The following is a 26,331-nucleotide window of genomic DNA, read 5'->3' on the forward strand; positions in this document are numbered from 1 at the left end:
CCCCAGAAGTACTTAAAGTTACACGGCGTTTTGATAATCCATAAGCGAAATCATCCATCATGATATTCATTGCAGAAACAACATTATCAAAATTTAGTAATGGTTCACCCATACCCATCATAACTACATTAGTCACTCGTTTGTCATGAATCCCTTGATTACTGGATAATTCTCTTACTGCCAGCCAAACTTGACCTATTATTTCTGCAGTGGTCAGATTACGATTAAATCCCTGTTTTGCGGTAGAGCAAAACGAACAATTTAATGCACAACCAACCTGGGAAGAAACACACAAAGTCCCACGACTTGCTTCTGGAATAAATACGGTTTCAATACAATTCCCACAATCTAACTTCAGTAACCATTTATGGGTCCCATCATTTGATTTTTGACAGGTTATAATTTCAGGTACTTTTATATGAGAACACTGGGAAAGCTTTGCCCTCAATGCTTTCCCAATATTAGTCATGAGAGCAAAATCGACTAAACCAGCTTGATGAATCCATTGTATGATTTGCTGTGCTCTATAAGGTTGCTCACCCCAGGAACTTAACAATTCACGCATTTGTTGATAATTATAATTCAACAGATTAACTTTTTGCTCAATCATAGCCACTCCCAAACCTAAATCTTATCGCTCACATAGTTCATGTGGTTCAAAGAAGAAAGCAATTTCGCGAGCTGCATTTTCATTGCTGTCAGAACCATGGACAGCATTAGCATCGATGCTGTCAGCAAAATCAGCGCGAATTGTACCTGGAGCAGCCTCTTTAGGATTAGTAGCACCCATAATGTCTCTGTTTTGCATTACTGCATTTTCGCCTTTTAATACCTGGATCATTACTGGACCAGAGATCATAAATTCGATTAAAGCATTGAAAAAAGGACGTTCACGGTGAATATCATAAAATTGTTCTGCTTGTTCACGAGATAATTGAGCCATTTTTGCAGCAACAATATCTAAACCAGAATGTTCGAAACGGGTGTAAATTTGGCCAATCACTGATTTAGCAACAGCATCAGGTTTAATAATCGACAAGGTTAATTCTTTTGCCATTATGCACTCCATAAGGGTTAGTAGTTTAAAGTGCGGTATTGTACATGAAATACAGCATTTATGGCTAATATAAATTCATTTTTGGCTCTGTTGACATTTTACAAGCTCAACTTTATCAAAGTGCTCCAATACTTTTATCGAAATGAAGGGATTCTCTATTAATCATATCTTGCTGAAGATCCAGCTTGTATTCAGGTAAAATTTTAATCAACTCCATAACACGAAGAATGCTGTCATAAAACCGATCTCTAAAAGAATTGGCCTGGATGCTCATCTCCTCCGCGCCCTCAACAAACGAGGAAACATTTACATCAAAATTAGTTACTATATCAAACACTTCAGCTAATTGATCCATAATCTTTTCTTTTACCTCTTTATTAAGTTGTATTTTCAGCAGATCATTCATCCTTTCTATAAAAGGAAATGGAGTACTCTGTAATTGTTGATCGTGTAGATTACAAAATGTTAAAGCATGATTGATTGCTTCGGGTACTTTGTTTTTGACATCGGAAGAACCTATCTTTTTTAGTGTTTCTGAAATTTCAGTAATGGCTTTTTCCATAACAGCATTAAATTCACGCGTAATTTTTATTAAAGAGCTTTGGCTACTTGCTATTAAGTTATGGTGCGCTTCTTCAGTCTTATTATATTCCTCACCTAATAGAAGTAATTGTAACCGTTCATTCTCCAAATCTTCGCGGGTAGTTGCTCCCTGTGTGTCCTCTTCTTTAGAATGCTCACCAGATAATAAATAATCAATAAATAATTTTTGTGTATAAACGTGATAATCGTTAGCCTGCTGCAGTACTATTCCATTAAGAACATGTTTTAAAGGAATTTCTAAAAGTTTATGATAAAAACTAGTAGGACTTTTAATCGCTGTTATTAAATCATTTTGTGCTAACTTAATTTTATATTTGCCTAAAATACGCTCGGCTGTTATCAGTCCATAAGTTGAAAACCATGCCTTTGATACAACCTCTGATTTTTCTTCGCTCATTTTTCACCCAATTTAATTTATTCAACGTATGTGATATAAGAATATTTATTTGAAAGTATAGTGTGTTTTCACCATGTTAAAACAATTAGATACTGATTTACACCCGTTAAATAAATTTCTGCAAGTCAAAACTCCGCAACGCTGGTTAAATCATGCAGTAACACAACTTCCTTTATTATTGATCGATCATGCTCATTGTGAGCGCAAAGCAGCAGCAACAGCAATTAACTTTATAAGCAAATACCCTGAAAAAAAGGAATTGGTTGATGTAATGTCCCCTTTAGCTCGTGAAGAATTACTTCATTTTGAAAAAGTGATTCGCATGATGAGTAAACGAGGTATTGAATATAGACCCTTACATCCTTCAGGATATGCTGCTCAATTGCACAAATTAGTAACCCGCCAAGATGGTATTGCCCGTTTATGTGATCAACTTATTATTGGTGCTATAATCGAAGCACGCTCTTGTGAACGCTTTCAGGCAATTATCCCCTACCTAGAAGATATAGAACTAGCAAAATTTTATAGTAGCTTAGTTAAATCTGAGGCTCGCCATTTTGAGGATTATTTGTATTTGGCTAAGTTATATGGGGGAGATGTCAGTAAACGTATTGCACAACTTCTAGCCATTGAAAATAAATTTATCCTAGCTATAGACACAGCTTTCCGATTTCACAGTGGTGTCCCGGAAACTTTGATGAGCGATATGGTTGAGCTCTCCAGCCCAACCAAAATAAATTAGGGGGTTGGAGATGTACTGTCTTTAAATTGCAAATTTACATTTTCTTCTAGAAAAGTATTCAGTCCAAATTCTTTAGAATTTTTTAATTCTTCGAATCGTTCTTTTGTTAGTTCCGTTTTATGTGCATCGTTGGTCGTATACGTATCCTCTGCAGCAGGTTCATATCCTTGATCATTTAACCAAAGACTAACCAGTGTTCTAAAAGCAGGATTAAACTCGGGAATAGGCTTTGAACCAGCGCATTTTACGTCATCAATCATTAATTTATTATCATCAGACATAGTCACACTATGTATTAATTTAGGTAAATCGACTCTAGGCTGACCACGAACTGCATCCACAATTCTATCTTTTAAAGGATAAAGAACCTCTTCTCTAACCAATTGTTTTAGAACAGTTATAGGTGGCTTTATCTTTACATCTAGTTCTTCAGAGACGGCTTTCACCAGTAATGAGTACATTGCCAATAAAGACATCATCGCAGCACGCCAGTCATGATAAGCATGCTGCTCTGAGTGCACTGCTTCATCCGCCTTATGTGCAAGTTCATCCCAAAGACTGATCTCTTGACCTTGCTTATCTGTTTTAACTCTCTTTTTCGATAAGTTACTTAGATTGTCCGCATCCTGCTGTTCTCGCAAGTTCCTCAATTCTTGACGATGCTTTCGAGTAGCATCCTCTGCATCCTGAGTCGCTTTCTTGCGTACAATATTTTCTAAATCTTGTTTAGCTTTTATCTTAACATTATCAGTCATTGCTGGCTCCCAATAAATCTAAAGATGACTAAAATAAATCCCCTTTGTAGTATCATAACACAATAACTTTGGGCTGTCATCCCAGTCACTGAGTGTATATCGAATTATTTTTTCTGAATTAACCATATAGTTAACAATACCTGGCTTGTGTGTATGTCCATGAATTAATTGAGTCACTCCATGGTTTTGCATGTGTCGAATTACTGATTCAGCAACCACATCCATTTGCTCCCTTGATTTACTCACATTATTTTGACTGCGAGCACGTACCTGGTTTACTAGCCGCTCACGATATTTTACCGACAGACTTAAAAATACAATAGAAAAAATTTTATTTCGTGTTAGCAAGCGAAATCGTTGATGCGCCAAATCTTTAGTGCAATAACGATCACCATGGGCCAGCATTATCTTTTCTTTACCTAAATGAATAATTGTTGGTTCCGATAAAATGGTCCATCCTGCCAGTTTTGCAAATTTTTCACCCAATAAGAAATCGCGATTACCATGCATGTAAAACAGATTAATGCCCTGTTTTTTTAAAGAATGCAATTGTTCTGCTATACCGCGACTCCAATCATTTATAGTATCATCACCTGCCCAAACATGAAAAAAATCACCTAAAATATAAATGTTTTTTATTGAATTTTTCTGAACCCACTCAAGAAAAAGCGTAAAACGTTCCTGAATAGCGTATTCTTTGGGGTGTAAATGGAGGTCAGAAATAAAAACAACATCTATCATAAAGGCTCGATCTGAATGTGATCATCTAATAAATAAATTTGACAGGGACCATTATAAGGTTCTATCGCAAGACTTAAACGATAAAAACCGGCAATAGATAAAAGCTCTGCCTCAAGCGATTGACAAAAAATTCGTGCTTCTTTATCCCCAGAGATACCTGCTAAAGCTCTGCCACGCAAAGCACCATAAACATGAATGGAACCATCTGCTAATAATTCAGCTCCATGACTCACTGAGGAAGTCACGATAAGATCAGCACCTTTTGCTACATATTGCTGGCCTGAGCGCACTGGTGTTGTCACTAATTTTGTTTTTGTCTGTTCAGCAGAAGTGGGTTCAATTGATCGCTCAATAACAGGCTTATCCTGAGTTGCTGACGCATGTAAAACAGCTAAACCATGACTTTGTGCCAAAGTATCATGAAAAGAGCTCCCGCCCTGAATAGCAACTGGGATCATGCCATTTAAACGGACTATGTGTAATAAAGCAGATAAATCAAATTCCAAGTGCTGTACTGATGATAAATCAAATACTATGGGTGTTCGACCAAACAATTTAGGTGCGCGCGCCACCGTATCAACTAATTGCTGTCTAAAAGAATCACTATCTGTTTTTAATACATGCAAAACAGTAAATGTATACAGTCTGCCTTTTAACTTAAATGCTTGAGTTTGTGTTGTATTTTTACTCATTAGGATGATATCCATAACCCGATTTTTTGTTTATACTAACATGTGAAAAACAATAACAGAAGGACATTAAGGTGGATAAACGGTGGTTTGAACAATATCAGAGTGGTGTTCCACATGAAATTGACCCAAGTCAATACTCCTCTCTAGTAGCTTTGTTTAAAGAATCTTGCACCAAATATGCTCAAAAAATTGCTTATGCGAATATGGGTAGCAACCTGAGTTTTGCAAAGCTTGATGAGTTAAGTCGTAATTTTGCTGCTTATCTCCAGCAATTGAAATTAGAGAAAGGCGCGCGCGTAGCAATTATGTTGCCTAATGTTTTACAATACCCTGTAGCGCTTTTTGGAATTTTACGCGCAGGATACGTTGTTGTTAATACTAATCCTCTCTATACCCGTGATGAAGTTATCCAACAAATGTCTGACTCTGGGGCTGAAGTGGTCATTGTTCTTGCAAATTTTGCAAAAACAATAGAGAAGGCATTACCTTCTATTCCCATGCTCAAACATGTTATTGTGACTCAAATTGGTGATTTATTCTCTCCAGTAAAACGAATAATATTTAATGCAGTCGTTAACTACATAAAAAAAATGGTCCCACCTTATCATATTCCTCATGCGGTTTCTTTTAATTACACATTACTGGAAGGAAAACAGTCCATATTACATCATGTAAAGCTCACCCATGATGACATGGCATTTTTACAATATACAGGAGGCACAACAGGCATAGCAAAAGGCGCGATTTTGACCCATGGCAATATGGTGGCCAATTTGTTACAAGCTTATGCCTGGATAGCACCAACCCTGAGTGAACATGAAGTAATCGTCACTGCACTACCTATGTATCATATTTTCTCATTAACAGCAAATTGCCTAACCTTTATGAAAATTGGTGCCAAGAATATATTGATTACAAACCCTCGTGATATGAACCATTTTATAAAAGAAATTAAAAATTGTGGGTTTACTACAATAACGGGTGTAAACACTTTATTTAATGGTTTATTAAATAATCCTAAGTTTAAAGAAATAAATTTTACTCACCTAAAACTTTCCTTATCTGGGGGGATGGCATTGCAAAAAAGCGTCGCGATGCGCTGGAAAGAGGTGACCAGAACACCTGTTTTAGAGGCTTATGGACTTACTGAAACCAGTCCTGCAGCCACTATTAATCCTATGTCGCTTACTGAATATAACGGCAGTATTGGACTCCCACTTCCATCAACTGACATACTTATTCTTGATGACCATGAACAAGAAGTTCCCATTGGTTCCAGCGGAGAAATTTGTATCAAAGGTCCTCAAGTAACGCCAGGATACTGGAGACGTCCTGATGAAACAGCCTTAGTCTTTACAAAATCAGGTTATTTAAAAACAGGTGATATTGGTAGAATGGATGAAGAAGGCTATATCTATTTAGTGGATAGAAAAAAAGACATGTTACTCGTGTCAGGATTTAATGTTTATCCTAATGAAATAGAACAAGTAATCAGCATGCACCCAGGCGTTTTAGAAGTTGGCGTCATTGGCGTATATGATAAAGAATCTGGCGAGCGTGTAAAAGCATGTATTGTCAAAAAGGATCCCAATTTAACAACAGAAGAGGTAATTGCTTTTTGTCGTGAACATTTAACTGCATATAAGGTTCCCAAAATAGTTGAGTTTTTTAGTGAACTACCAAAAACCAATGTAGGAAAGATTCTTCGTCGTGAACTTAAAGAGCCTACTAATGCAGAGATGGATGAGCAAAAGATATCTACTACTTCGTAATGACTGTATTGCGGGTATCTATTTCTGAGCGTGGCGTAAAGATCGTTATAAATAGGGTTAAGATCTAATCTATTTCTAATTTGCTTCGAGACAGGTGCCCCGTTAGGGAAAGGGATCTTTTATGAGCAATTGCTTCATGATCTTAGCTGTGGCACCCCAAACCCAATTATCTTTAAAGACAAACTCACAACTTTTAAATCGAAACCGACCACGCCTCACAATAATGTCCTTATAATTTTGAGGCAATTGCACCAAAGACATCGGTATGCAAATTAAATCTGTAACTTCTTCATGATTTAAATAGTAGGGATCAATGGATTCTATACTGGCAAGCCACGGATGAATAATAGTTCCTAAAAGGGTTTTCTGAGTTTTTAATTCCTTAATTAAGCTCACCCTATCAGAAGTTATTCCTAATTCTTCATGTAATTCTCTTAACGCAGTAGCAAATAAATCATAATCACCTTCTTCCCAAGTTCCTCCAGGAAAACAAATTTCGCCTGGATGAGCTTGTAGATGTTCACTACGTTTCGTTAGAATTAATGAGTCTGAAGAACGCTCATAAAGAACAATAACTGCCGAGTCAATTAGTGATTTTTCTTTTAATTTATTTAAGTCCATTAATAATCGCCGTTATTTTGATAAAACATTCACGATATTCATCATTAAATTTTGAATCAAGAACGATCCCACCTCCAGCAGCTAAATGCAAAATATTATTTTTGGCTGTAATCGTACGTATAGCAATATTGCTATCAAAATAGCCATGATGTGAAAAATAACCTATAGCACCACAATAAACGCCTCTGGAGTAAGCTTCCTCCTCATGAATAATGCGCATGGATTCACGTTTGGGTGCACCCGTTATGGATCCCCCCGGAAAACACGCTAAAAAAGCTTGAAAAGGATGAATATTTGGTACACATTGAGCCTCAATCGTGCTTACTAAATGATGTACTGAATTATAGCTTTCGATCTCACATAAAGAGGTAACCTGTACTGAACCAGGTTTAGCAATTTTACCTAAATCATTTCTTAGTAGATCAACGATCATCACATTTTCAGCTTTATTTTTATCGCTGGCAGCCAATTCCTGTTTTAATCGTTCATCTTCAACAGGATCATTAGAACGTCCTATTGTGCCCTTAATCGGCGATGTTGTTAATTTTCCCAGGTCATACTGCAAGAAACGCTCTGGGGAAAAACTGAGAATATCTGCGTCCTCTGTTCTGAGGAATGCAGAAAAAGGAACAGGATTTTTTTGACTTATTTTCTTATAAAATTCCCAACTATCTCCTGCATAATGTGCATGAAAAGGTTGGGTCAAATTAACCTGATAGCTTCTACCACTAATTAATGCTTGATAAATCGCCGAAAATGCTTGTTGATAATCGATTTGGCTAATTAATGCAGTAAAATCGCTCTTTAAGATGGCTTCCTTCTGTGCAATTGCAACACCATGCCACAAACTCAAAACTCTATCTACTATTTCTAACGTCGATGGATGAGTATTTGCAGCAAATAAAGTGGTTTTTTTGCAATAATGATCCACAATAATAGCCCAATCATACAAACCAAGATCTAATATGGGCATTGTATTTAATGTGGGTTGTGACAATGAATCAATTCCGAATAACGTTTCTCCCAAATCATAAGAAATATAACCTATAGCCCCGCCTTGAAAAGGAAGATCTACAACAGAGGGATTCATCGATAACTTTTGGATTAATTGATCAAGAACTTGCGCTTTATTTTGGGTTCTAGAATCCATTTTAATTGAATCATAAGGACAAGCACTAACAATATCATAGCGAGCACGTGATTTATCTGTGCTTTCAAGAAGCACAAAACCTGGTAAATGGGACAATTTCTGATAGTACTCTTGCATTGAAGAGCAATAAGCCAGTGGCGATAATACAAATTGACTCAATATATTTCTCATCTTATTCAATTAAAATTTAGTTTAAAGTATTCATAATCATATCCCAATAAATTAAGGAAATAGAAAAGTTCTGACTCATCGATATTCCACTCAATTTACTGGTGTTTAAATTAATTTATGAGTATGCTATGCAAACGCTTTGTTGACAAGGAGCCATGCGTGGCAACAGTTGCTCAATTTAATATTACATACATTCAACTTCTAAATGAAGAAGGCAAATTGATAGGAAACGAACCTCTTTTTGCCCAAGATCCTACTGCGTTGAAAGAACTCTACACTATGATGGTTCTTACTCGCACATTTGATAAAAAGGCAATTGCGTTACAAAGAACAGGTAAAATGGGAACTTATGCTCCAATTAATGGCCAGGAAGCAATTTCTACTGCAATTGGTCATGCAATGAAGCCTGAAGATGTATTTATTCCATATTACCGTGATTATGCAGCGCAAATCATGCGTGGTGTCAAAATGTCAGAAATTCTTTCTTATTGGGGCGGTGATGAACGTGGAAGTAAGTTTTCCTGCAATTCTCAAGATTTACCTATTTGCGTACCTATTGCCTCACAATGCTTACACGCAACAGGCGTAGCCTTTGCTTTCCAATACAGAAACGAAGCACGTGTGGCCGTGGTATGTATTGGTGAAGGAGGAACATCTGAAGGTGATTTCTATGAGGCCATCAATGTGGCGGGTACGTGGAAATTACCTATAGTCTTTGTGGTTAACAATAATCAATGGGCTATCTCAGTTCCAAGAGCGAAACAAACGGGAGCGCAAACGATCGCACAAAAAGCAATTTCCGCGGGATTTACTGGCATTCAAATAGATGGGAATGATATTTTAGCGACACGTCAAATCATTGGCGATGCCATTGAAAAAGCACGTCGTGGTGAAGGCCCAACATTAATTGAGGCACTCTCTTACCGCTTATCAGATCATACTACCGCAGATGATGCGACGCGCTATCAACCTTCGACAGAAGTGGAGCAAGCACGCTCTAAAGAACCCATTGCGCGCTTTAAAAAATATCTTTTACAGAGAAAGATGTGGAATGCCCAAGAAGAAGAAACATTAATAAAGAATTGTGAAGAAAAAGTTAAAAACGCTGTAAATGAATATTTGAGCTCCACACCTCAAGCAGTCAGCAGCATTTTTGATTATCATTATGCAGAACTGCCTGAATATTTAGTGGAGCAACGAGCCATCGCTATGGAGGAAGTTAATAATGCCTGATATTACTTTAATTGAGGCAGTAACGCAAGCCTTAGCATATGAGTTAGCGCACAATGAAGATGTAGTTGTTTTTGGTGAAGACGTAGGTAAAAACGGTGGCGTGTTTCGGGCAACGGTAGGATTACAGGAACGATTTGGCGAAAAAAGAGTATTTGATTCCCCTCTTGCAGAATCCATGATTGCAGGTTTAGCGATTGGGATGTCCTTGCAAGGTTTAAGACCAGTGGCTGAATTCCAGTTTATGGGTTTTATCTATCCCGCAATGAACCAGATTATCTCCCACGCTGCACGCATGAGGAATCGTACTCGGGGACGACTGAGCTGTCCTCTCGTTTTTCGCGCACCTTTTGGTGGTGGTATTCGGGCTCCTGAACACCATTCTGAAAGTACAGAAGCATTATTTGCACATATCCCCGGTTTGCAGGTAGTCATACCCTCTTCACCTAAACGTGCTTATGGGTTACTTCTGTCTGCAATACGTAATCCAGATCCAGTAATTTTTTTAGAACCAAAACGAATTTATCGTTTAGTAAAACAACCCGTTGAAGATGATGGTGAAGCACTGCCAATTGGTAAATGTTTTACCTTACAGCAGGGTGATGATATAACGTTAATAAGTTGGGGGGCTAGCCTACATGAAACACAACAAGCAGCCAAACAATTGGCAAATGAAGGGATTTCTTGTGAATTAATTGATGTGGCAACGATTAAGCCATTGGATATTGAGACGATTTTGGCATCGGTTGAAAAAACAGGACGGTGCGTGATTGTTCATGAAGGAGCAAAAACCTGTGGTGTTGGTGCGGAAATTTCAGCACTAATTATGGAAAATTCAATGGCTGACTTAATGGCTCCAGTCCAACGTGTGACAGGTTATGACACCATCATGCCTTATTTTCAACTGGAAAAACAATACATACCTAGTGTTGCACGTATTAAAAATAGTGTTATGAGCATAATGGAGTAATAATGAATATTTTCAATCTGCCTGATTTAGGTGAGGGCTTACCTGACGCGGAAATTCATGAGTGGTTTGTCAAAGAAGGTGATACTGTTGTTGCGGATCAACCTTTGGTTTCTATGGAGACGGCTAAAGCTGTAGTGGACGTTCCCTGCCCTCAAGATGGAACAATTAGCAAATTATTTGGTAAACCCGGTGATGTAATTAAAACGGGAGAACCCTTAGTGACCTTTACGTCTACCTCTGCAAAAATAGCTGATAAAGGTACAGTAGTAGGTAATTTAGAAGAAAGCAGTGAAATCAGTGAGGATACCTTTACTATTGGTGTTCACCAGTCTGCTAAAAAACGTATTAAAGCGACTCCCGCTGTAAAAATGCTGGCTAAAAAATTGGACGTGGATTTATCTACCCTTAAAAGTACAGGTGAGTTTGGCGTTATTACTCGTGAAGACGTGCAAACCCAAGCGGATAAAAACTTACAAGTTCCTGTGGGTTATGAACCACTACGTGGAGTACGACGTGCAATGCTCAATAGCATGGTTCAATCTCATACCGAAGTAGTTCCTGTAAGTATTTTTGATGAAGCCGATATAAACAACTGGAGGCCTGAAACGGATATTACCGTACGTATAATTCGTGCCCTGGTTCATGCATCACAAAAAGAACCTGCCCTGAATGCTTGGTTTGATAGCAAATATAGTGCACGTCAATGTTTTAAAGAAGTGCATCTTGGCCTGGCTATGGATAATGATGAAGGTTTATTTGTACCTGTTATTCACAATGTAGCAAAACGTTCTGATAGTGAATTACGTAAAATTATTAACGAATTTAAAACATCTGTAGGCAATCGTGAAATTACTGCCGATAGATTAAAAGGTGCTACTATTACACTGTCGAATTTTGGAAAATTTGCAGGTCGTTTTGCAAGCCCCATTATTGTTCCCCCTATGGTTGCAATATTAGCCGTTGGACGAATATATAAAGGCCCTGTTGTTACCACTAAAGGCGCAGTCGAAGCGCATAATATGCTTCCTTTATCGATTAGTTTTGATCATAGAGCAGTAACAGGCGGTGAAGCAACCCGCTTTTTAGGTGCAATAATGGAGTCATTACAACAAGCTTAAATAAATTGGGCCGTACGGCCCAATTTAAGTCACTTAATAATGAAGATTTTGGTCTATTGCTTCAAAAATCAGATTTTTAGCGCGACTAGTCTCTAGTGCATTTTATTTTTTATCTTTTGTGCAATAGTTTCTTTACACTGCTGAAGTTGGTTAGTATCGAAATTTGTATTTGGAAGTGTTTTTGAACCCATTGTAACGGGCATTACACAATCTTTTATTAATCCCTTATGTTCTTTTTCACCACCTTTATAATAACCATTTTGCATACATGCTTTTGCTATAGGCATACAAGGTCCTGCCCATCCATAAACTGAAATACTGATCAATAAAGTAAACATACTGGCTTTAGAAATAATCTTATTCATATTTAATTCCTTTTAGTTAAAATATAGTTATTTATTATACAAACACTCATAAAATATAGCACAATACATCGATTTTTTTATATAGTTGATTAAAATTTAATTGGTCCAAAGAATCTGTTATATTTATGACTTTTTTATCCAAGCGATAAGCTATTCAGAAGATTTTAAAAACAAGTTTTATCCCAAACAGATTTGGGCACACATATAGAATATGTCAGTCAACTATTCTCAATTGGTCCCTCATCAATAAAGCGATAGAAGCATTCCCTTAAAGAGACGGGTAGCGTTATAGGTCGAGTAACCTCCTTGTCTGTCCCTAAGATTAACACATTACACAATAACTCGATTACCGTGTTCGATGTGATGGGTTGAGTTTCTTAAGATGGAGATTTCAAACTATCAAGATGCAGACTATTAACATCAAGCTTAACTTCTTCAACTAAATGCTTTACTTGCTCTAAGTCGTGTCTGTTTATTGCTTCAAATAATGATTCATTAATAAACATAGCTATCTAAAATACAAAAATTACTTCTATCATATAGGATATACTGCACCTAGAATGGCAGGTCCCCTAGAACCTGTAATTACGCTTAAATCCAAGGCTTTTCTATTTATTGTCTGTGCCGCTAGCCAGGCAAACAGCATAGCCTCTACATAATCGGGATTAATCCCAATATCTGCACTACTTCTCACCTTAATTCCAGGCAATAAATCAGCAATTATTTGATGCAAAAGACTATTATGGATACCTCCACCGCATAAATACAATTCTTTTATAGCTTTTTTAGAGTTAGTAACAGTCTTCGCAATAGTCTGAGCGGTTAACATAATCAGCGTTTTTTGTACATCAACAGGTTTATATTCTGGCTTTAAATAAGATTCTAACCAAGCTAAGGAAAAATACTCTTTGCCAATACTCTTGGGCACAGCAAGTTGAATAAACGGATCAGCAAGGAGCTGCATCAATAAGGGTTTAATTACTTCACCCTGTTTTGCCCATGAGCCCTCAGCATCATAGGATTTTCCCAGATGTTTAGCAATCCAAGCATCCATTAAACAATTTCCAGGACCAACATCCCAACCTTGAGCAAGTTTATTACTATTGAGGAACGTGATATTAGCAATACCACCAATATTAACTAAAGCAACATAGCCATGCTCTTTGGCAAATAGTTCTTGGTGATAAAGGGGGGCAAATGGTGCTGCCTGCCCCCCATTAACTAAATCTCGAGTGCGAAAATCAGCCACTACAGTAATGCCAGTTAATGAAGAAATCGTATGGGCACAGCCCAATTGTAACGTATAGGGAATACTACTATTCGTATTATGGCATAGAGTTTGACCATGGCTTCCTATGGCACAAATGGCACTGGATGATAATTTCGCCTCACGCAGTAAATCATTCGCCACCGCGCCAAATTCCCGCCCTATTAATGTATTTAATTGGCAGATAGACGCTAGACTTAAATCAGAACCAGCAAGTATATTGTCTAAACGTTTTTTTACCTGATCACTGTATTTTTTGGTGATACCGCACACTAATTTATTCAGTGATATGTCAACCAATGCTGCATCAATCCCATCCATGCTGGTGCCTGACATTAAGCCGATGTATAAAGTCATTGGTTAATCTCCACTGTACTACTCCAATCAAGTGATTTTATTATTGATGAAATTATTACACAAAACCATCAAAAAAGAATTATCCAAATAATGAAATAATACTACTCTAATTGATCATATTTTAAATCAACACTATCAGCAGCACCCACATAAGTTGCATATAGTATGCAACCGTTGGTGACGATTATCTAAAGTCATCTGTTCTTCAAGTTGCGATTTGAGATTGATAAAATCCTTTGTTCTTACTTCACATAATGCCGTTAAAGCAGCCAAATCGACGCGCACAGCAGCGCCTGTCCACACGCGGCACCGCCCGCCACTCCGCTCTGCCGTCCCCTTGTATATAGCAAAATCAATAGCAACTTAGAATCACGGCTAAACCAATTTTCATCCTTTCCAGTAGTCCAATTACAGAATTGTTTCGATGATTTTGGCTGTGAGGTAAATTTAGGTACAGGATAAAAGGGTTCATTAGAGCAGTACTCATCAACAACATGTACAGGCAGTAGCTTTTGTGCAGCACCAACACCTTCTCGCCACTGATTATCAATGGCATCCCGATTATCAGCACCTGGCACGTTTATCAAGTCCTCTTGTATTTGCAGCTCTTTAATGATGGTATTTTTGAAATTAAAATGCTGTTCAGTGATTGTTTTTCCATTAAGCCTATAAGTTACTCCGTTTGTGTTGACTTTGTTATATTGAGCAATCAATTTTGCGAATATCATATTGCCTTCTTCATTCTGAGGTACGCACGCAAGCATTACTGCCCACATGTGTTTATCTAAGCCCCAAAGTGCATATTCAAAGCTACTTACGTTATCAAAGGTTCGTCCGGAGCAATCCGTTACTTTGTCCCTTTTAAACATTAAACTCATGTCTTTCTTTAACCTCGCTTCAACCACTTTATGTTCTCCGCGCGCCACATCATGCAATAATTCACGAACATCAATCATGGGTTTAAACAAAGCTAAATGATATGTTGATGTCTTAGAAAGGTTTTCTAAATTTGGATTGCATAATATTTCCTTATTTCTATTCATTCAGATTAATTTAGGGAAATATTATACTTGAGTTTATTGAAAACATAAAAATCTATATGTTTTAAAATTACTCAAAAAAGGAATTACATTAATGCGAGGTACACCCAATTATTTAAGCAAACGCCTGAAAATTCAGAGCATTTTATTCCAGTAAACGAAACTTAAAACAATTATAAAAATTCCTTGTTGTAATTTCAGCCAATTCATCATAACTTATTCCACGAATCTCCGCTAACATCTCTGCTACATGCTTCACTAAAGCAGGATGGTTTTGCTTGCCACGAAACGGTACCGGCGCTAAATAAGGTGAATCGGTTTCAATAAGCATTCTGTCCATAGGGATTCGCCGTGCTACCTCTTGTAATATGGTCGCGTTTTTAAAAGTTACAATTCCAGAAAAGGAAATATAAAAATTCAGATCAATGGCTTGATAGGCTATATCCAGACTTTCAGAAAAACAATGCATGACACCACCGATTTGTTGTGCATTTTCTTCTGCCATCAACTTAATAGTGTCTTCAGCTGCTTGCCGTGTATGAATAATCAGAGGCTTTGAAGTGATTATGGATGCTTTAATATGTTCCCTAAAACGCGCTCGTTGCTCTTCTTGTCCCTCTTCGCTATGGGTACGGTAATAATCCAGACCGGTTTCACCTAATGCAATGCACGCAGGATTAGCCGCCAAATCACAAAGCATTTGTGCTGTAACTGGATAATCCATTTCGCTATTCGGATGAACACCCACTGAAATACTGATATTTGGGTAATCAGCAGCTAATTTTTCTAATTTAGGATAATCCCTTAACTCAACACAAACACATAAAAAGTGATGTACGTCATTGTCTTTTGCTTGTGACAATACGTTTGCTAAATCCTGATTAAACTCAGTTAAATCCAGTAAATTCAAATGACAGTGCGAATCAACTAACATTGATAACCTCAAATTAAATAGTCTGTGGGCATTTCTGCTAAATAGCTCTCAATTTTATTTTTTAAATAACGACCGTTTTCACCAATAAATTGTACCCCAATTCCTGTAAACTTATTGCCTTGAGCACTTCTTGGCGTAATCCAGACAACCTTACCTTCAACCCGATACACTTCATGCTCATCTATTAATTTTACCGAAACGATTAGAACACTCCCTAACTGATAAAGATGATGTGTACGAATAAAAACTCCCCCTCCTTTAACAAAAGGCATATATGCTAGATATAAAGAAGATTGATTATCAAAAGAACAACTAATTTTTTGAATTTCGTCCATATCAGCTTCTCCTATAAATCAAACAATAAATCTTCCAAGGCTAAAGTATGATTTACATTTATATTTTGGCTTAATTTTCGTTGTAATTTATTTATTTTATCGATTTGTGCAAAAATAATCATTGGGTTTAACAATAAAGTTAATTTACTCAGCTGCTTGATGGCAGGACCCGTAAGTACTAATGGATAAACACGCGTTATTTCTACCTGTGAATACACTAAATAAAGAAACCATAACATAGTGTTGAGCTCAAACTGGGTCCATTGAGTTGCAATAACACAAGGATGCTCTTTTTTTTCAATTACAGCAATTAATCCCTCTAGAATTGACTCAGCCTGATTAATTATTAAAGCTTGCTGTGTTTCTTGAGTGTAATAATGACCAAGAGATAAAAGATTCATGGTAGATAAATTAGTTTGCAATGAAAAACGTAGTATCTGGCAGCGACTTAACACCGTTGGTAATACGGTACTTAATTGTTGAGCCATTAATAAAAATAAAGTGTGCTTTGCTGGTTCCTCCAAAATTTTTAGTAATGCGTTGGCTGCCGCTGTATTCATTCGATCAGATGATTGGATAATAATTAAGCGATGGGCAGCGCGTTGCGGTGTTAAATAAGAATAATTTTGTAGCTCTCTAATTTGATCAATTTTAATTGAGCCACCACACTTTTCTGGCTTAATCCATTTCACATCAGGATGTTCACCACGTCGAGTCATCTGACAATCAATGCAATCATGGCAAGGTTTACCCTCTTTACTCTTACAAAAAATAAGCTGTATAAATTCCGTAGTAAAATCTAGAAATTTACCATCAAATGCACCCACAAATAACATAGCCTGAGGATAGCGCTCTTTCATCCATGCTGAGTGCAAGTAATCCCATTGCGCCTTGTAAGTATTCATATCTTATGCTCTATAAATTCACTTAGCGCCTTTTCAATCTCATGCTGTACTTCATGCAACGGTAGGCTTGCATCAATAATCACTGAATCGGGATTTGTTTGTACATAATGAAGATAACAGTCATGAACACGGTGAAAAAAATCAATAGACTGTTGTTCTATACGATCAAACTGACCACGAGATTTAACCCGTTTCATTCCTTCTTCGGGGCTAATATCTAAATATAAAGTCAGGTCTGGTTTAAAACCATTTAATGCAAAAAGAGATAATTGATTGATTAGAGACTGATCTAATCCTCGCCCACCACCTTGATAAGCCAAAGTAGAGAGTTCAAAGCGATCTGCAACTACCCAGGTTCCTTGTAGTAAAGTGGGTTTAATCACTTCTTCAAAAAGCTGTATTCTTGCTGCATACAACAGTAATAATTCGCTTTTATCATTTAAAATATTTTTATATTCAGAGCTTTTAATAACATCTCGCAAAGCCTCACCAATTGCTGTACCACCAGGCTCCCTTGTTGTAATTGCATTAATTTCTAGCTGAGTCAAGAAATTAATAACTGTATCAATTGCGGTAGACTTCCCTGCCCCCTCTAATCCTTCAATAACAATTAACTTCCCGGTTACAAATGACATTAGAAACCCTTGCGTTGGTAGTGATCAATAGCTTGTCTTTGTTGTTGGTAGGTTTCGGAAAATTGGTGGCTCCCATCACCTTTGGCGACAAAATATAAATAATTAGACAATTGAGGATGAGATGCAGCATCTAAAGCTTCTTTACTCACCATAGCAATAGGAGTTGGTGGTAGACCTCGATAATGATAAGAATTGTAAGGCGAATCTATGTGCATGTCATTATGCGATAATTTGCCAGTATACTCAGTACCCAGACCATAAATAACAGTCGGATCCATTTGTAATGGCATTTTTTTATTTAAACGATTAACCATAACTCCAGAAATTAGTTGACGTTCCTGAGGTATAGCTGTTTCTTTCTCAATGATTGATGCCGCAGTAAGTAACTCATAAGGATTTTTATAGGGTAAATTAGGTGCTCTATTGGCCCATACCGTATTTAAATAGTTCATCAAATTACGATGAGCATGTTCCAATAAGTTTTTACTACTGCTGCCTCCTTGATATTGATAGGTATCAGCCAGTACCAATCCTTCTGCATTAGGATGATTTTCCTGAATGAATGACCAGTCATTCGGGTTATAATTCAAATAGGAAGCCTTAACCAGGTCTTGTGAAATTTTTTGTTGCGTGGTACCAGCAATAATAGTGAAGTTTTGAGTTAAAACATCTCCGGCTATTACTCGATAAAGCAATTGTAGTGCAGTTTCACCAGGCTTAACTTGATACATTCCCGCTTTTAATTGCTGCGAGAATCCAGTAATACGAAGAAGCACGAGCAAGGGTTTTTGACAACGAATTAACTTTTTATCTTTTAACTTTTGCGCAAATTGAGAGGCTGATTCACTACGATCAAGATTAATAATAACCGCAGAACTCTGGTTAGGAACAAGTGGCTCTGCTACTAAATTGTAAAAATTCCAAAATAAAAAAGACAAAACTAACAGTATTACTACATAAAGTATACGTTTTTTGTGTCTTAAATAAGCCATTTAGATTCGCTTAAATACTAAGCTACCATTAGTCCCACCAAAACCTAATGAATTACTAAGTACGTAATTAATGCTTTTATTTTGTGGTGTATGTGCTACGTAGTTCAAATCACATTCCTCATCTGGATTATCTAAATTAATAGTAGGTGGAGCAATTTGATCTTGAATTGCCATGATACTAAAAATTGCCTCTACAGAACCAGCAGCACCCAATAAATGTCCTGTCATTGATTTGGTAGAACTGATAGCTAAATTATAAGCATGCTCTTTAAATACACGTTTGATTGCCTTTGTTTCATTTAAATCATTCAGATAGGTAGACGTGCCATGTGCATTAATATAGTCAATTTGCTGAGGCTCGATACCTGCATCTTTGATTGCTGCCTCCATAGCACGAGATGCCCCATCAGCATCTTCATCTGGAGCTGTAATATGATACGCATCACCCGACATACCAAAGCCAACCAGTTCAGCATAAATTTTAGCACCACGTGCTTTTGCATGTTCGTATTCTTCCAATACAAGAACACCCGCGCCCTCACCCATTACAAAACCATCTCTGTCCTTATCAAAAGGTCTTGACGCCTTTTCTGGTTCATCATTTCGTTTAGATAAGGAACGTACCGCTGAGAATCCGGCTAAACATAATGGCGTTAAGGTCATTTCCGCACCCCCACAGACCATCACATCAGCATCACCATATGCGATCATACGCCCTGCCAAACCTATATTATGCGTTCCAGTAGTGCATGCAGTCACCACAGAAATATTAGGTCCCTTAAGATGATGTCGAATTGAAATCTGGCCGGCAACCATATTAATAATGCCTGCTGGAATAAAAAAAGGAGAAACCTTGCGTGGGCCACCTGCCATTAGCTTGTCTTGATTATTGGTAATCGTCTGGATGCCCCCAATACCTGCACCAACAGCTACGCCAATACGGTTTTCGCCTGCTTGATCAATTTTCAAACCCGAATTCAGTATTGCCTCATCAGCAGCTGCAATACCGTATTGAGTAAACACATCCATTTTTCGAGCGTCTTTAATTGGCACATAGTTTTCAATGTTAAAATTCTTAACTTTAGCCCAGATTCGTGTATTGTACTCCGCAGTATCAAAATCTTCTGCTACAGTTACTCCACTAACACCGGCCAATATGTTCTGCCAAGTATCTTTTACATTTAATCCAACAGGGGTAAGCATACCCATGCCAGTAACAACTACACGCCGCTTATTCAATGAAGACTCCTCGAAGAGCTAAGCTTCTTCTTTATCTAAATTAGATTCAATGTAATCAATTGCCTCTTGAATCGTAGTAATTTTTTCAGCTTTTTCATCAGGAATTTCTGTTTCAAATTCTTCTTCAAGAGCCATAACTAATTCGACAGTATCTAAAGAATCCGCACCGAGATCATCAACAAATGATGCATCATTTTTCAGTTCTTCTTCTTTAACGCCTAATTGTTCAACAACAATTTTGCGTACACGATCTTCAACAGTACTCATAACTTAATTTTCCTCTTTCGGTTGATTGAAACTTTAAAAATTTTGGAGGTTAATACCATCCCATTTAATTTTAACTACTTGCTACTTGGCATCTCGCCTCAAACCACTACTACAAATGAAAGTGGTATTTTATTCATTTATACAGATAACGCAAGTGCCTTAATCCATGTACATCCCGCCATTAACATGAATTGTGCTTCCTGTAATATATTTAGCATCTTCTGATGCTAAAAAAGCAACCGCATTAGCTACATCTTCTGGCTGACCCAATTTGCGTAAAGGAATTCTTTTTAACATTTCTTCCTTCACCATTTCAGGTAAGGAAGTAGTCATATCTGTATCGATAAAACCTGGTGCAACAACATTTACCGTAATGCCTCTACTGCCAATTTCTTGCGCTAACGATTTAGTAAAACCAATAACACCAGCTTTTGCTGCTGTATAATTTACTTGCCCTGTATTTCCGCTTGAACCTACCACAGAACCAATAGAAATGATACGACCCCATCGTGCTCTAAACATGGATTTTATACAAATTTTAGACATTCTGTATATGGAGTTCAAATTTGTCTCAATTACTTTAAACCATTCATCATCATCCATACGCAATAATAAGTTATCCGCAGTAATTCCTGCGTTATTAACTAGTATCGCCGGAGCTTGACTTTCTTCCACTAACGTATTGATTACCCTTTCTATTTGTTCTGCATTAGTAACATTCAGGACAATACCTTTTCCAGTAAGATTCTCTTTTTTAAAGTATTCATTAATTTGCTCAGCACCTTTTTCTGTTGTTGCTGTGCCATAAACAAATGCAGCTTTTTGCGCCAGTTTCAGAGCTATAGCCTGGCCTATGCCACGACTCGCCCCTGTTACCAACGCTACTTTATCTTCTAAATTGCTCATTGAATTCCTATTGAATTAACTGTTCTACCACTTTATCTAAACCAATGGTATCGTAAATACTAATTGTATTAAAAGATCTATCTATTCTTTTAATTAAGCCGCTTAAAACTTTTCCAGGACCAGACTCTAGAATCAATTCTATCTCATTGTTTTTAAAGAACTGAATGGTTTCAAGCCAACGAACCGGACTATATAACTGAATTTTTAATTTTTCTCTTATATCCTCAACTGATTGATAAATACTTACATCAACATTGCTAATCACTTTAATTGAAGGTTTTTTAAAGTGAACGTGTGCTAAATATTCGGCAAAAGATTCTGCTGCGTCAGATAATAAAAGGCAGTGACAAGGAACACTCACAGGGATAATTTTTGCAAGTCGTGCACCTGCATCTTCTGCTAATGCAATAACTCGTTTAACCGCTGCAGTATGGCCAGCAACTACGATTTGCTCCATTGAATTAAAATTTGCTGGGGTAACTACTTCATTAGCCTGGCTTGCTTCGTGACATAAAAGGCTTACTTGTTCTTCATTAAAACCAATAATTACTGCCATCGCACCCTCACCTAAAGGTACGGCTTTTTGCATGATCTGTCCACGATGAGCTACTAAATGTACTGCATCAGTTAAAGACAGCGCATCAGCACAAACCAACGCAGGGTATTCACCTAAACTATGGCCAGCCATAAATTCAGGTTTCGGTATACCTTGTTGTTGTAATAATCGAAAGACAGCAACATCTGCAGTAAGCATTGCAACTTGAGTATATTCTGTTTGATTGAGGCTCTCTTCTGAGCCATGTTGAACGAGCTGCCATAAATCATAACCAATCACTTCAGAAGCCTCAGCAAAGACATCTACAACAATCGGATATTGCAATTCAAAATCAGCTAACATACCTATAGATTGTGAGCCTTGTCCAGGAAATACAAATGCTGTTTTTACCATAATCCAATTAACTCCGAACTAAAATTTCAACTCAAATACCTTCCTGAGTATATCAAAGATCTCAAAGTTATGGCTTTATGTGGATTCATAATAAAAATCAGAAAGTCTTACAGTTACTTGAGATGATAAATGATATGTTGTCAATAACGAATAACCATAGCACCCCAAGTCATTCCACCACCAAAAGATTCAATCAATAACAATTCATCTCTTTTAATTTGATTGTTTCTAATAGAACAGTCCAAAGCTAAAGGAATAGACGCTGCGGAAGTATTGCCTTGATTACCAATAGTAACAATAACTTGCGACATAGAAAGCTCTAATTTTTTAGCTATGGCTTGAATAATTCGCATATTAGCCTGGTGAGGAATCAACCATTGAATATCCGACCTTTTCAATTGGCTAAGCTCTAAAACTTCATCAACAACCTCGCCCATTATTTTAACGGCTAATTTAAATACTTCATTACCGCGCATCGTAATCGTTGCGCTCTTATTCTGAGAGGTTGCATTACCAAGGCTTAAAAATTTTTCGACATCATAAGAAGCATGCAATACGCTACCCATAATACCTGGCTTATCGCTAGCACTTAAAACAACTGCTCCAGCACCATCACCAAATAAAACACAGGTAGCTCGATCACTCCAATCAACAGCTCGTGACATACTTTCACTACCGATAACTAAAACATGTTTTGCTGTACCTGAAGCAATATATTGTTTTGCAATATCCATTACATAAACAAACCCACTGCATGCAGCACTTACATCAAATGCAGGAATAGATCTTTTAATTTTTAAAGCATGTTGCACATAACAAGCAACACCAGGAAAAAAATAATCAGGGGTACAGGTAGCAACCACTATTAAATCAATTTCATTCGCATCAAGCCCACAGGCATCTAAAGCCTGTTCTGCTGCTTTAGATGCCATATACGATGTCGTTTCATGGTCTTGAGCAATACTGCGACTACTGATACCCGTTCTAGAAACGATCCACTCGTCACTGGTATCCAACATTGACTCCAGATCAATATTAGTAAGTTGTTTCTCGGGAATGTAGCTTCCGGTACCACTAATTACCGCATTGTTCATAACAGCAACCCTTGATTAATAAAGTCATTTATCTGAGCACGTACTAAATCAATAACATCATTTTCTACTTCAAGAACAGCTTGTTCTATAGCATATTGAAAACCCAAAACATTGGCTCCTCCATGGCTTTTAACTACGATTCCATTCAAACCCAACATGCTAGCACCATTGTAACGGGAAGGATCCAGGCGACTTTTAATACGTTTTAGTATGGGTGAGGCAATAAAACCAACCATTTTTGTCAAAAAATTACGATTAAATGATTCTTTAAATAAATCCAAAAATAATTGAGCAATACCTTCACTTGCTTTTAAAGCTACATTACCGACAAATCCATCACAAACTACTAAATCAACATTGCCGGTATAAAAATGATTACCTTCTACATAACCCACGTAGTTCATCATAGTACATCCTTCAAGCATATGCGCCGTACGCTTTACCTGATCATTTCCCTTCATTTCTTCAACGCCTATGTTTAATAAGGCGATTTTTGGATTGGGTTTATTCGCTACGGCCTGAACTAATGCGGAACCCATTATTGCAAACTGAAATAAATGTTCAGCACACGAGTCAACATTAGCCCCTAGGTCAATAACCCAAGTACGACCTTTCATAGTAGGGAGTTCTGAAACAATTGCCGGCCTATCAATCCCAGGTAACGTTTTTAAAACGTACCGCGCTGTAGCCATTAAAGCTCCAGTATTTCCAGCACTAACACAGGCCTGTGCTTTGCCTTCCTTCACCAGATTAATTGCCACACGCATAGAAGAATCTTTTTTATTGCGTAAAGCATGTGAAGGTAACTCATCCATAGCAACCAGCTCTGAGGCATGAACTATAGAAAATTGCTTCGAAGAAACAACACCCTGCTTTTTCAACTGTGCATTAATCTTGTCATGAATACCAACAAGAATAAGCTTTAGATCAGGATTATTTTTAGTTATGCGTACACAGGCAGGAATCACTACACTTAAGCCATGATCCCCACCCATCGCATCGATTGCAATGGTAATATTTTTCAAGAAAAGTTACTCTTGTTCTTCGTATACGTTGTCAGTATCGATAATTTTTTTACCACGATAGTAACCATCTTCAGTCATGTGATGACGACGATGAGTTTCACCAGTAGTTGAATCAACAGATAGCGTAGGTTTTGTTAACGCATCATGAGAACGTCTCATATCACGGCGGGAGCGTGATTTCTTATTTTGTTGTACAGCCATTGTATTACTCCTAAACAATTTGCATTCATAAAGCGGGAATATTACCGATATTTTAACATCAATCCAAGTATTAATGATATAAAATATCAATATGAATCATTTTTTTCGGTTAAAAATTGATTAATATCCTGGCTACAATCTGTAATTTGCAGGTGAAATTGCGGCGCGTAAAGATGTAACTCATCAATGATCAAATCTTCCAAACAGATTTGCAGGCTTGAAGAGACAACGCATTCATAATGTTCCAATAGTTCTTCCGCGCGTTGTTCATCGCGGCAAACCGCAATAACCGTATTATTATCGTAAAGATAATTAAAATTATCTAGACATCGTTGGCATTGGAGAGAAACTTCCCCGTTAACATGAAGGCGAACCAAATAAAAATCCTCTTTGACATCCACCTGATAGTGTACATAAAGCGTACATGGTGCGATTATAAAATTAGGTAATCGCTCTTTGATTGTTACAATTTTTGTTTGATGGCCCTGTTTGACCATTTCTTGTAAAAAAACCATTATTACTACATCCTAAATAAATTTCTGCATCTTTTTTGTTTTTATGAGATAATGAACAGTTTGCAGGTAAATCGTTACGAGTCCTTAAATATAAGCGGTATCCGAATTTTATGAAAGCTAAAATTATTATTGGAATGTCTGGAGGTGTTGATTCCTCTGTTGCAGCCTGGTTGCTACAGAAACAAGGATACGAAGTTGAAGGCTTATTCATGAAAAATTGGGAGCAGGATGATACTGATGAATTTTGTCCGGCTACCCAAGATCTTGCTGATGCTCAGGCGGTATGTAATCAATTAAATATTCCTCTGCATTGCGTTAATTTTTCAGAGCACTATTGGGAACGCGTTTTTACACATTTTTTAAGTGAATATGAACAGGGTAGAACACCTAATCCTGATGTCCTATGTAATAAAGAAATAAAATTTAATACTTTTCTTAATTATGCCTTAGAACTTGGAGCAGATTACATCGCCACTGGCCATTATGCTAAAAATAAAATTGTTGGTACAGTGGGACATTTGTTTAAAGCAAAGGACAGAGAAAAAGATCAAACTTATTTTTTACATGCAGTTGCCCCTCAAGCCCTGGCAAAAACTTTATTTCCTGTTGGAGAGTACACCAAATCTGAAATTAGGGAGTTTGCTAGACAATTAGGTCTAGTTACTCAAGCTAAAAAAGATTCCACAGGAATTTGTTTTATTGGTGAGAAGCGATTTAAAAGTTTTTTAAAAGAATTTATTCTGGCTAAGCCAGGTGAAATCAAGAATATGGACGGGACTATTGTCGGAAAACATGATGGACTTATGTTTTATACTTTAGGACAGCGACAAGGTTTAGGTATTGGTGGTTCACATAATTCCAACGAGGAACCTTGGTATGTGGTTGATAAAGAAGTAACTACCAACACGCTGTATGTAGCTCAAGGAAATCAACACCCCATGCTTTATGCACAAGGTCTCATTTGCGGTCCAATACATTGGTTAGCTGAATGCAAAAATAATTTACCGCTTACTTGCTACGCGAAAACACGATATAGGCAAATAGAACAAGGGTGTATAATTTCCCCAGCTGATGACACACAACATTATGTACTATTTTCCAGTCCGCAAAGGGCTGTAACTCCAGGTCAGTATATAGTTTTTTATGATAAAAATCAGTGCCTGGGCGGAGCTACAATTGAACAGATTATTAGATAAAACAAAAAGAGCAAATAAGTAATACCTAGCTCTCAGGGACTAGCTGCGGAACCTAGGTAGCTTGATATTGCCATAACCTATTGAGAAGTG

29 protein-coding genes and 1 pseudogene are annotated in these 26,331 nt (G+C 37.3%); 6 read left to right on the top strand and 24 right to left on the bottom strand.

The window, feature by feature from the left end; translation table 11 throughout:
• From rlmN to WA877_RS08145, 3 genes are all read right to left on the bottom strand, one after another.
• Positions 1-610: 23S rRNA (adenine(2503)-C(2))-methyltransferase RlmN (gene rlmN, locus WA877_RS08135; protein ID WP_425170418.1), on the bottom strand; the 610-nt coding region annotated here is incomplete at its 3' end.
• 21 nt (positions 611-631) lie between these two features.
• On the bottom strand, positions 632-1,057 hold the full coding sequence (ndk, locus tag WA877_RS08140; protein ID WP_425170419.1) for a nucleoside-diphosphate kinase: 426 nt from the start codon (positions 1,055-1,057) through the stop codon (positions 632-634).
• A gap of 115 nt (positions 1,058-1,172) precedes the next feature.
• Complete coding sequence (locus WA877_RS08145; RefSeq protein WP_425170420.1) at positions 1,173-2,057, bottom strand: hypothetical protein; 885 nt, start codon at positions 2,055-2,057, stop codon at positions 1,173-1,175.
• 73 nt (positions 2,058-2,130) lie between these two features.
• Here WA877_RS08145 and WA877_RS08150 point away from each other — a divergent pair, with 73 nt between their 5' ends.
• Positions 2,131-2,799, top strand: coding sequence for a tRNA-(ms[2]io[6]A)-hydroxylase (locus WA877_RS08150; RefSeq protein ID WP_425170421.1), 669 nt, complete (start codon positions 2,131-2,133; stop codon positions 2,797-2,799).
• Here WA877_RS08150 and WA877_RS08155 read toward each other — a convergent pair.
• The 3 genes from WA877_RS08155 to minC are packed head-to-tail and all read right to left on the bottom strand — an operon-like array spanning position 2,796 to position 4,987.
• Positions 2,796-3,554 (bottom strand): hypothetical protein, encoded by a 759-nt coding sequence (locus WA877_RS08155; protein ID WP_425170422.1) that lies wholly within the window; start codon positions 3,552-3,554, stop codon positions 2,796-2,798. The genes WA877_RS08150 and WA877_RS08155 overlap by 4 nt on opposite strands.
• Positions 3,555-3,572: 18 nt before the next feature.
• Positions 3,573-4,295, bottom strand: a complete 723-nt coding sequence (locus WA877_RS08160) for a UDP-2,3-diacylglucosamine diphosphatase (RefSeq protein ID WP_425170423.1) — start codon at positions 4,293-4,295, stop codon at positions 3,573-3,575.
• Complete coding sequence (gene minC, locus WA877_RS08165; protein WP_425170424.1) at positions 4,292-4,987, bottom strand: septum site-determining protein MinC; 696 nt, start codon at positions 4,985-4,987, stop codon at positions 4,292-4,294. Before minC ends, WA877_RS08160 begins: the two co-directional genes overlap by 4 nt.
• Positions 4,988-5,058: 71 nt before the next feature.
• On the opposite strand from minC, the gene WA877_RS08170 reads away from it, so the two are divergent.
• Positions 5,059-6,759 carry an AMP-binding protein gene (locus tag WA877_RS08170; RefSeq protein WP_425170425.1) on the top strand — a complete coding sequence of 567 codons (1,701 nt, stop codon included), beginning with the start codon at positions 5,059-5,061 and terminating at the stop codon, positions 6,757-6,759.
• Between the two features lie 102 nt (positions 6,760-6,861).
• Here WA877_RS08170 and WA877_RS08175 read toward each other — a convergent pair whose 3' ends face one another.
• Complete coding sequence (locus tag WA877_RS08175; RefSeq protein ID WP_425170426.1) at positions 6,862-7,380, bottom strand: NUDIX hydrolase; 519 nt, start codon at positions 7,378-7,380, stop codon at positions 6,862-6,864.
• Positions 7,367-8,689, bottom strand: coding sequence for an aminodeoxychorismate synthase component I (pabB, locus tag WA877_RS08180; RefSeq protein WP_425170427.1), 1,323 nt, complete (start codon positions 8,687-8,689; stop codon positions 7,367-7,369). Before pabB ends, WA877_RS08175 begins: the two co-directional genes overlap by 14 nt.
• A 171-nt stretch (positions 8,690-8,860) precedes the next feature.
• Here pabB and pdhA point away from each other — a divergent pair, with 171 nt between their 5' ends.
• The 3 genes from pdhA to WA877_RS08195 are packed head-to-tail and all read left to right on the top strand — an operon-like array spanning position 8,861 to position 12,019.
• The gene (gene pdhA, locus WA877_RS08185) at positions 8,861-9,934 is read left to right on the top strand and encodes a pyruvate dehydrogenase (acetyl-transferring) E1 component subunit alpha (RefSeq protein ID WP_425170428.1); all 1,074 of its coding nucleotides are present in this window, start codon (positions 8,861-8,863) and stop codon (positions 9,932-9,934) included.
• Complete coding sequence (locus WA877_RS08190; protein ID WP_425170429.1) at positions 9,927-10,901, top strand: alpha-ketoacid dehydrogenase subunit beta; 975 nt, start codon at positions 9,927-9,929, stop codon at positions 10,899-10,901. The genes pdhA and WA877_RS08190 overlap by 8 nt, the downstream gene beginning before the upstream one ends.
• A 2-nt stretch (positions 10,902-10,903) precedes the next feature.
• On the top strand, positions 10,904-12,019 hold the full coding sequence (locus tag WA877_RS08195; protein WP_425170430.1) for a dihydrolipoamide acetyltransferase family protein: 1,116 nt from the start codon (positions 10,904-10,906) through the stop codon (positions 12,017-12,019).
• Positions 12,020-12,111: 92 nt separating this feature from the next.
• On the opposite strand, the gene WA877_RS08200 is transcribed toward WA877_RS08195, so the two are convergent.
• From WA877_RS08200 to WA877_RS08275, 16 genes and pseudogenes are all read right to left on the bottom strand, one after another.
• Complete coding sequence (locus tag WA877_RS08200; protein WP_425170431.1) at positions 12,112-12,384, bottom strand: hypothetical protein; 273 nt, start codon at positions 12,382-12,384, stop codon at positions 12,112-12,114.
• A gap of 535 nt (positions 12,385-12,919) precedes the next feature.
• The gene (locus WA877_RS08205) at positions 12,920-14,008 is read right to left on the bottom strand and encodes an anhydro-N-acetylmuramic acid kinase (RefSeq protein ID WP_425170432.1); all 1,089 of its coding nucleotides are present in this window, start codon (positions 14,006-14,008) and stop codon (positions 12,920-12,922) included.
• Between the two features lie 135 nt (positions 14,009-14,143).
• Positions 14,144-15,051: pseudogene (locus WA877_RS08210) on the bottom strand (F-box protein).
• A gap of 142 nt (positions 15,052-15,193) precedes the next feature.
• Positions 15,194-15,982 (bottom strand): TatD family hydrolase, encoded by a 789-nt coding sequence (locus WA877_RS08215; RefSeq protein ID WP_425170433.1) that lies wholly within the window; start codon positions 15,980-15,982, stop codon positions 15,194-15,196.
• An 8-nt stretch (positions 15,983-15,990) separates the two neighbouring features.
• Positions 15,991-16,317 (bottom strand): PilZ domain-containing protein, encoded by a 327-nt coding sequence (locus WA877_RS08220; RefSeq protein ID WP_425170434.1) that lies wholly within the window; start codon positions 16,315-16,317, stop codon positions 15,991-15,993.
• 11 nt (positions 16,318-16,328) lie between these two features.
• Entirely contained in the window at positions 16,329-17,222 is an 894-nt protein-coding gene (locus WA877_RS08225) for a DNA polymerase III subunit delta' (protein WP_425170435.1), read from the bottom strand.
• Positions 17,219-17,857 (bottom strand): dTMP kinase, encoded by a 639-nt coding sequence (gene tmk, locus WA877_RS08230; protein WP_425170436.1) that lies wholly within the window; start codon positions 17,855-17,857, stop codon positions 17,219-17,221. Before tmk ends, WA877_RS08225 begins: the two co-directional genes overlap by 4 nt.
• Complete coding sequence (mltG, locus tag WA877_RS08235) at positions 17,857-18,849, bottom strand: endolytic transglycosylase MltG (RefSeq protein WP_425170437.1); 993 nt, start codon at positions 18,847-18,849, stop codon at positions 17,857-17,859. Before mltG ends, tmk begins: the two co-directional genes overlap by 1 nt.
• Positions 18,850-20,088, bottom strand: coding sequence for a beta-ketoacyl-ACP synthase II (gene fabF / locus WA877_RS08240; RefSeq protein WP_425170438.1), 1,239 nt, complete (start codon positions 20,086-20,088; stop codon positions 18,850-18,852).
• Between the two features lie 18 nt (positions 20,089-20,106).
• Positions 20,107-20,355 carry an acyl carrier protein gene (acpP, locus tag WA877_RS08245; RefSeq protein ID WP_400186604.1) on the bottom strand — a complete coding sequence of 83 codons (249 nt, stop codon included), beginning with the start codon at positions 20,353-20,355 and terminating at the stop codon, positions 20,107-20,109.
• A gap of 159 nt (positions 20,356-20,514) precedes the next feature.
• The gene (gene fabG, locus WA877_RS08250; protein WP_425170439.1) at positions 20,515-21,261 is read right to left on the bottom strand and encodes a 3-oxoacyl-ACP reductase FabG; all 747 of its coding nucleotides are present in this window, start codon (positions 21,259-21,261) and stop codon (positions 20,515-20,517) included.
• Between the two features lie 7 nt (positions 21,262-21,268).
• On the bottom strand, positions 21,269-22,210 hold the full coding sequence (gene fabD / locus WA877_RS08255; protein WP_425170440.1) for an ACP S-malonyltransferase: 942 nt from the start codon (positions 22,208-22,210) through the stop codon (positions 21,269-21,271).
• A gap of 140 nt (positions 22,211-22,350) precedes the next feature.
• Positions 22,351-23,304 carry a beta-ketoacyl-ACP synthase III gene (locus WA877_RS08260; RefSeq protein WP_425170441.1) on the bottom strand — a complete coding sequence of 318 codons (954 nt, stop codon included), beginning with the start codon at positions 23,302-23,304 and terminating at the stop codon, positions 22,351-22,353.
• Positions 23,301-24,329 carry a phosphate acyltransferase PlsX gene (gene plsX / locus WA877_RS08265; protein ID WP_425170442.1) on the bottom strand — a complete coding sequence of 343 codons (1,029 nt, stop codon included), beginning with the start codon at positions 24,327-24,329 and terminating at the stop codon, positions 23,301-23,303. The genes WA877_RS08260 and plsX overlap by 4 nt, the downstream gene beginning before the upstream one ends.
• Before the next feature lie 6 nt (positions 24,330-24,335).
• A complete protein-coding gene (gene rpmF, locus WA877_RS08270) occupies positions 24,336-24,530 on the bottom strand; it encodes a 50S ribosomal protein L32 (RefSeq protein WP_425170443.1) in 195 nt (64 codons plus the stop codon).
• A gap of 86 nt (positions 24,531-24,616) precedes the next feature.
• Positions 24,617-25,045: a YceD family protein gene (locus WA877_RS08275; protein ID WP_425170444.1), complete on the bottom strand. Its 429-nt coding sequence runs from the start codon at positions 25,043-25,045 to the stop codon at positions 24,617-24,619.
• A 110-nt stretch (positions 25,046-25,155) separates the two neighbouring features.
• On the opposite strand from WA877_RS08275, the gene mnmA reads away from it, so the two are divergent.
• Positions 25,156-26,241: a tRNA 2-thiouridine(34) synthase MnmA gene (gene mnmA / locus WA877_RS08280; protein WP_425170445.1), complete on the top strand. Its 1,086-nt coding sequence runs from the start codon at positions 25,156-25,158 to the stop codon at positions 26,239-26,241.
• Positions 26,242-26,331: the final 90 nt, after the last annotated feature.

It is taken from the genome of Legionella sp., from assembly GCF_049790535.1.
Taxonomy (GTDB): domain Bacteria; phylum Pseudomonadota; class Gammaproteobacteria; order Legionellales; family Legionellaceae; genus Legionella.

What these genes read in the sequence shown, in the direction of transcription:
- tmk (WP_425170436.1), bottom strand. Translation starts at nt 17,857, where the DNA reads ATGTCATTTGTAACCGGGAAGTTAATTGTTATTGAAGGATTAGAGGGG.
- WA877_RS08150 (WP_425170421.1), top strand. Translation starts at nt 2,131, where the DNA reads ATGTTAAAACAATTAGATACTGATTTACACCCGTTAAATAAATTTCTG.
- WA877_RS08160 (WP_425170423.1), bottom strand. Translation starts at nt 4,295, where the DNA reads ATGATAGATGTTGTTTTTATTTCTGACCTCCATTTACACCCCAAAGAA.
- WA877_RS08215 (WP_425170433.1), bottom strand. Translation starts at nt 15,982, where the DNA reads ATGTTAGTTGATTCGCACTGTCATTTGAATTTACTGGATTTAACTGAG.
- WA877_RS08275 (WP_425170444.1), bottom strand. Translation starts at nt 25,045, where the DNA reads ATGGTTTTTTTACAAGAAATGGTCAAACAGGGCCATCAAACAAAAATT.
- WA877_RS08175 (WP_425170426.1), bottom strand. Translation starts at nt 7,380, where the DNA reads ATGGACTTAAATAAATTAAAAGAAAAATCACTAATTGACTCGGCAGTT.
- rpmF (WP_425170443.1), bottom strand. Translation starts at nt 24,530, where the DNA reads ATGGCTGTACAACAAAATAAGAAATCACGCTCCCGCCGTGATATGAGA.
- WA877_RS08190 (WP_425170429.1), top strand. Translation starts at nt 9,927, where the DNA reads ATGCCTGATATTACTTTAATTGAGGCAGTAACGCAAGCCTTAGCATAT.
- WA877_RS08225 (WP_425170435.1), bottom strand. Translation starts at nt 17,222, where the DNA reads ATGAATACTTACAAGGCGCAATGGGATTACTTGCACTCAGCATGGATG.
- mltG (WP_425170437.1), bottom strand. Translation starts at nt 18,849, where the DNA reads ATGGCTTATTTAAGACACAAAAAACGTATACTTTATGTAGTAATACTG.
- WA877_RS08220 (WP_425170434.1), bottom strand. Translation starts at nt 16,317, where the DNA reads ATGGACGAAATTCAAAAAATTAGTTGTTCTTTTGATAATCAATCTTCT.
- fabG (WP_425170439.1), bottom strand. Translation starts at nt 21,261, where the DNA reads ATGAGCAATTTAGAAGATAAAGTAGCGTTGGTAACAGGGGCGAGTCGT.
- WA877_RS08260 (WP_425170441.1), bottom strand. Translation starts at nt 23,304, where the DNA reads ATGAACAATGCGGTAATTAGTGGTACCGGAAGCTACATTCCCGAGAAA.
- minC (WP_425170424.1), bottom strand. Translation starts at nt 4,987, where the DNA reads ATGAGTAAAAATACAACACAAACTCAAGCATTTAAGTTAAAAGGCAGA.
- acpP (WP_400186604.1), bottom strand. Translation starts at nt 20,355, where the DNA reads ATGAGTACTGTTGAAGATCGTGTACGCAAAATTGTTGTTGAACAATTA.
- WA877_RS08205 (WP_425170432.1), bottom strand. Translation starts at nt 14,008, where the DNA reads ATGACTTTATACATCGGCTTAATGTCAGGCACCAGCATGGATGGGATT.
- WA877_RS08195 (WP_425170430.1), top strand. Translation starts at nt 10,904, where the DNA reads ATGAATATTTTCAATCTGCCTGATTTAGGTGAGGGCTTACCTGACGCG.
- WA877_RS08200 (WP_425170431.1), bottom strand. Translation starts at nt 12,384, where the DNA reads ATGAATAAGATTATTTCTAAAGCCAGTATGTTTACTTTATTGATCAGT.
- WA877_RS08155 (WP_425170422.1), bottom strand. Translation starts at nt 3,554, where the DNA reads ATGACTGATAATGTTAAGATAAAAGCTAAACAAGATTTAGAAAATATT.
- fabD (WP_425170440.1), bottom strand. Translation starts at nt 22,210, where the DNA reads ATGGTAAAAACAGCATTTGTATTTCCTGGACAAGGCTCACAATCTATA.
- ndk (WP_425170419.1), bottom strand. Translation starts at nt 1,057, where the DNA reads ATGGCAAAAGAATTAACCTTGTCGATTATTAAACCTGATGCTGTTGCT.
- WA877_RS08145 (WP_425170420.1), bottom strand. Translation starts at nt 2,057, where the DNA reads ATGAGCGAAGAAAAATCAGAGGTTGTATCAAAGGCATGGTTTTCAACT.
- mnmA (WP_425170445.1), top strand. Translation starts at nt 25,156, where the DNA reads ATGAAAGCTAAAATTATTATTGGAATGTCTGGAGGTGTTGATTCCTCT.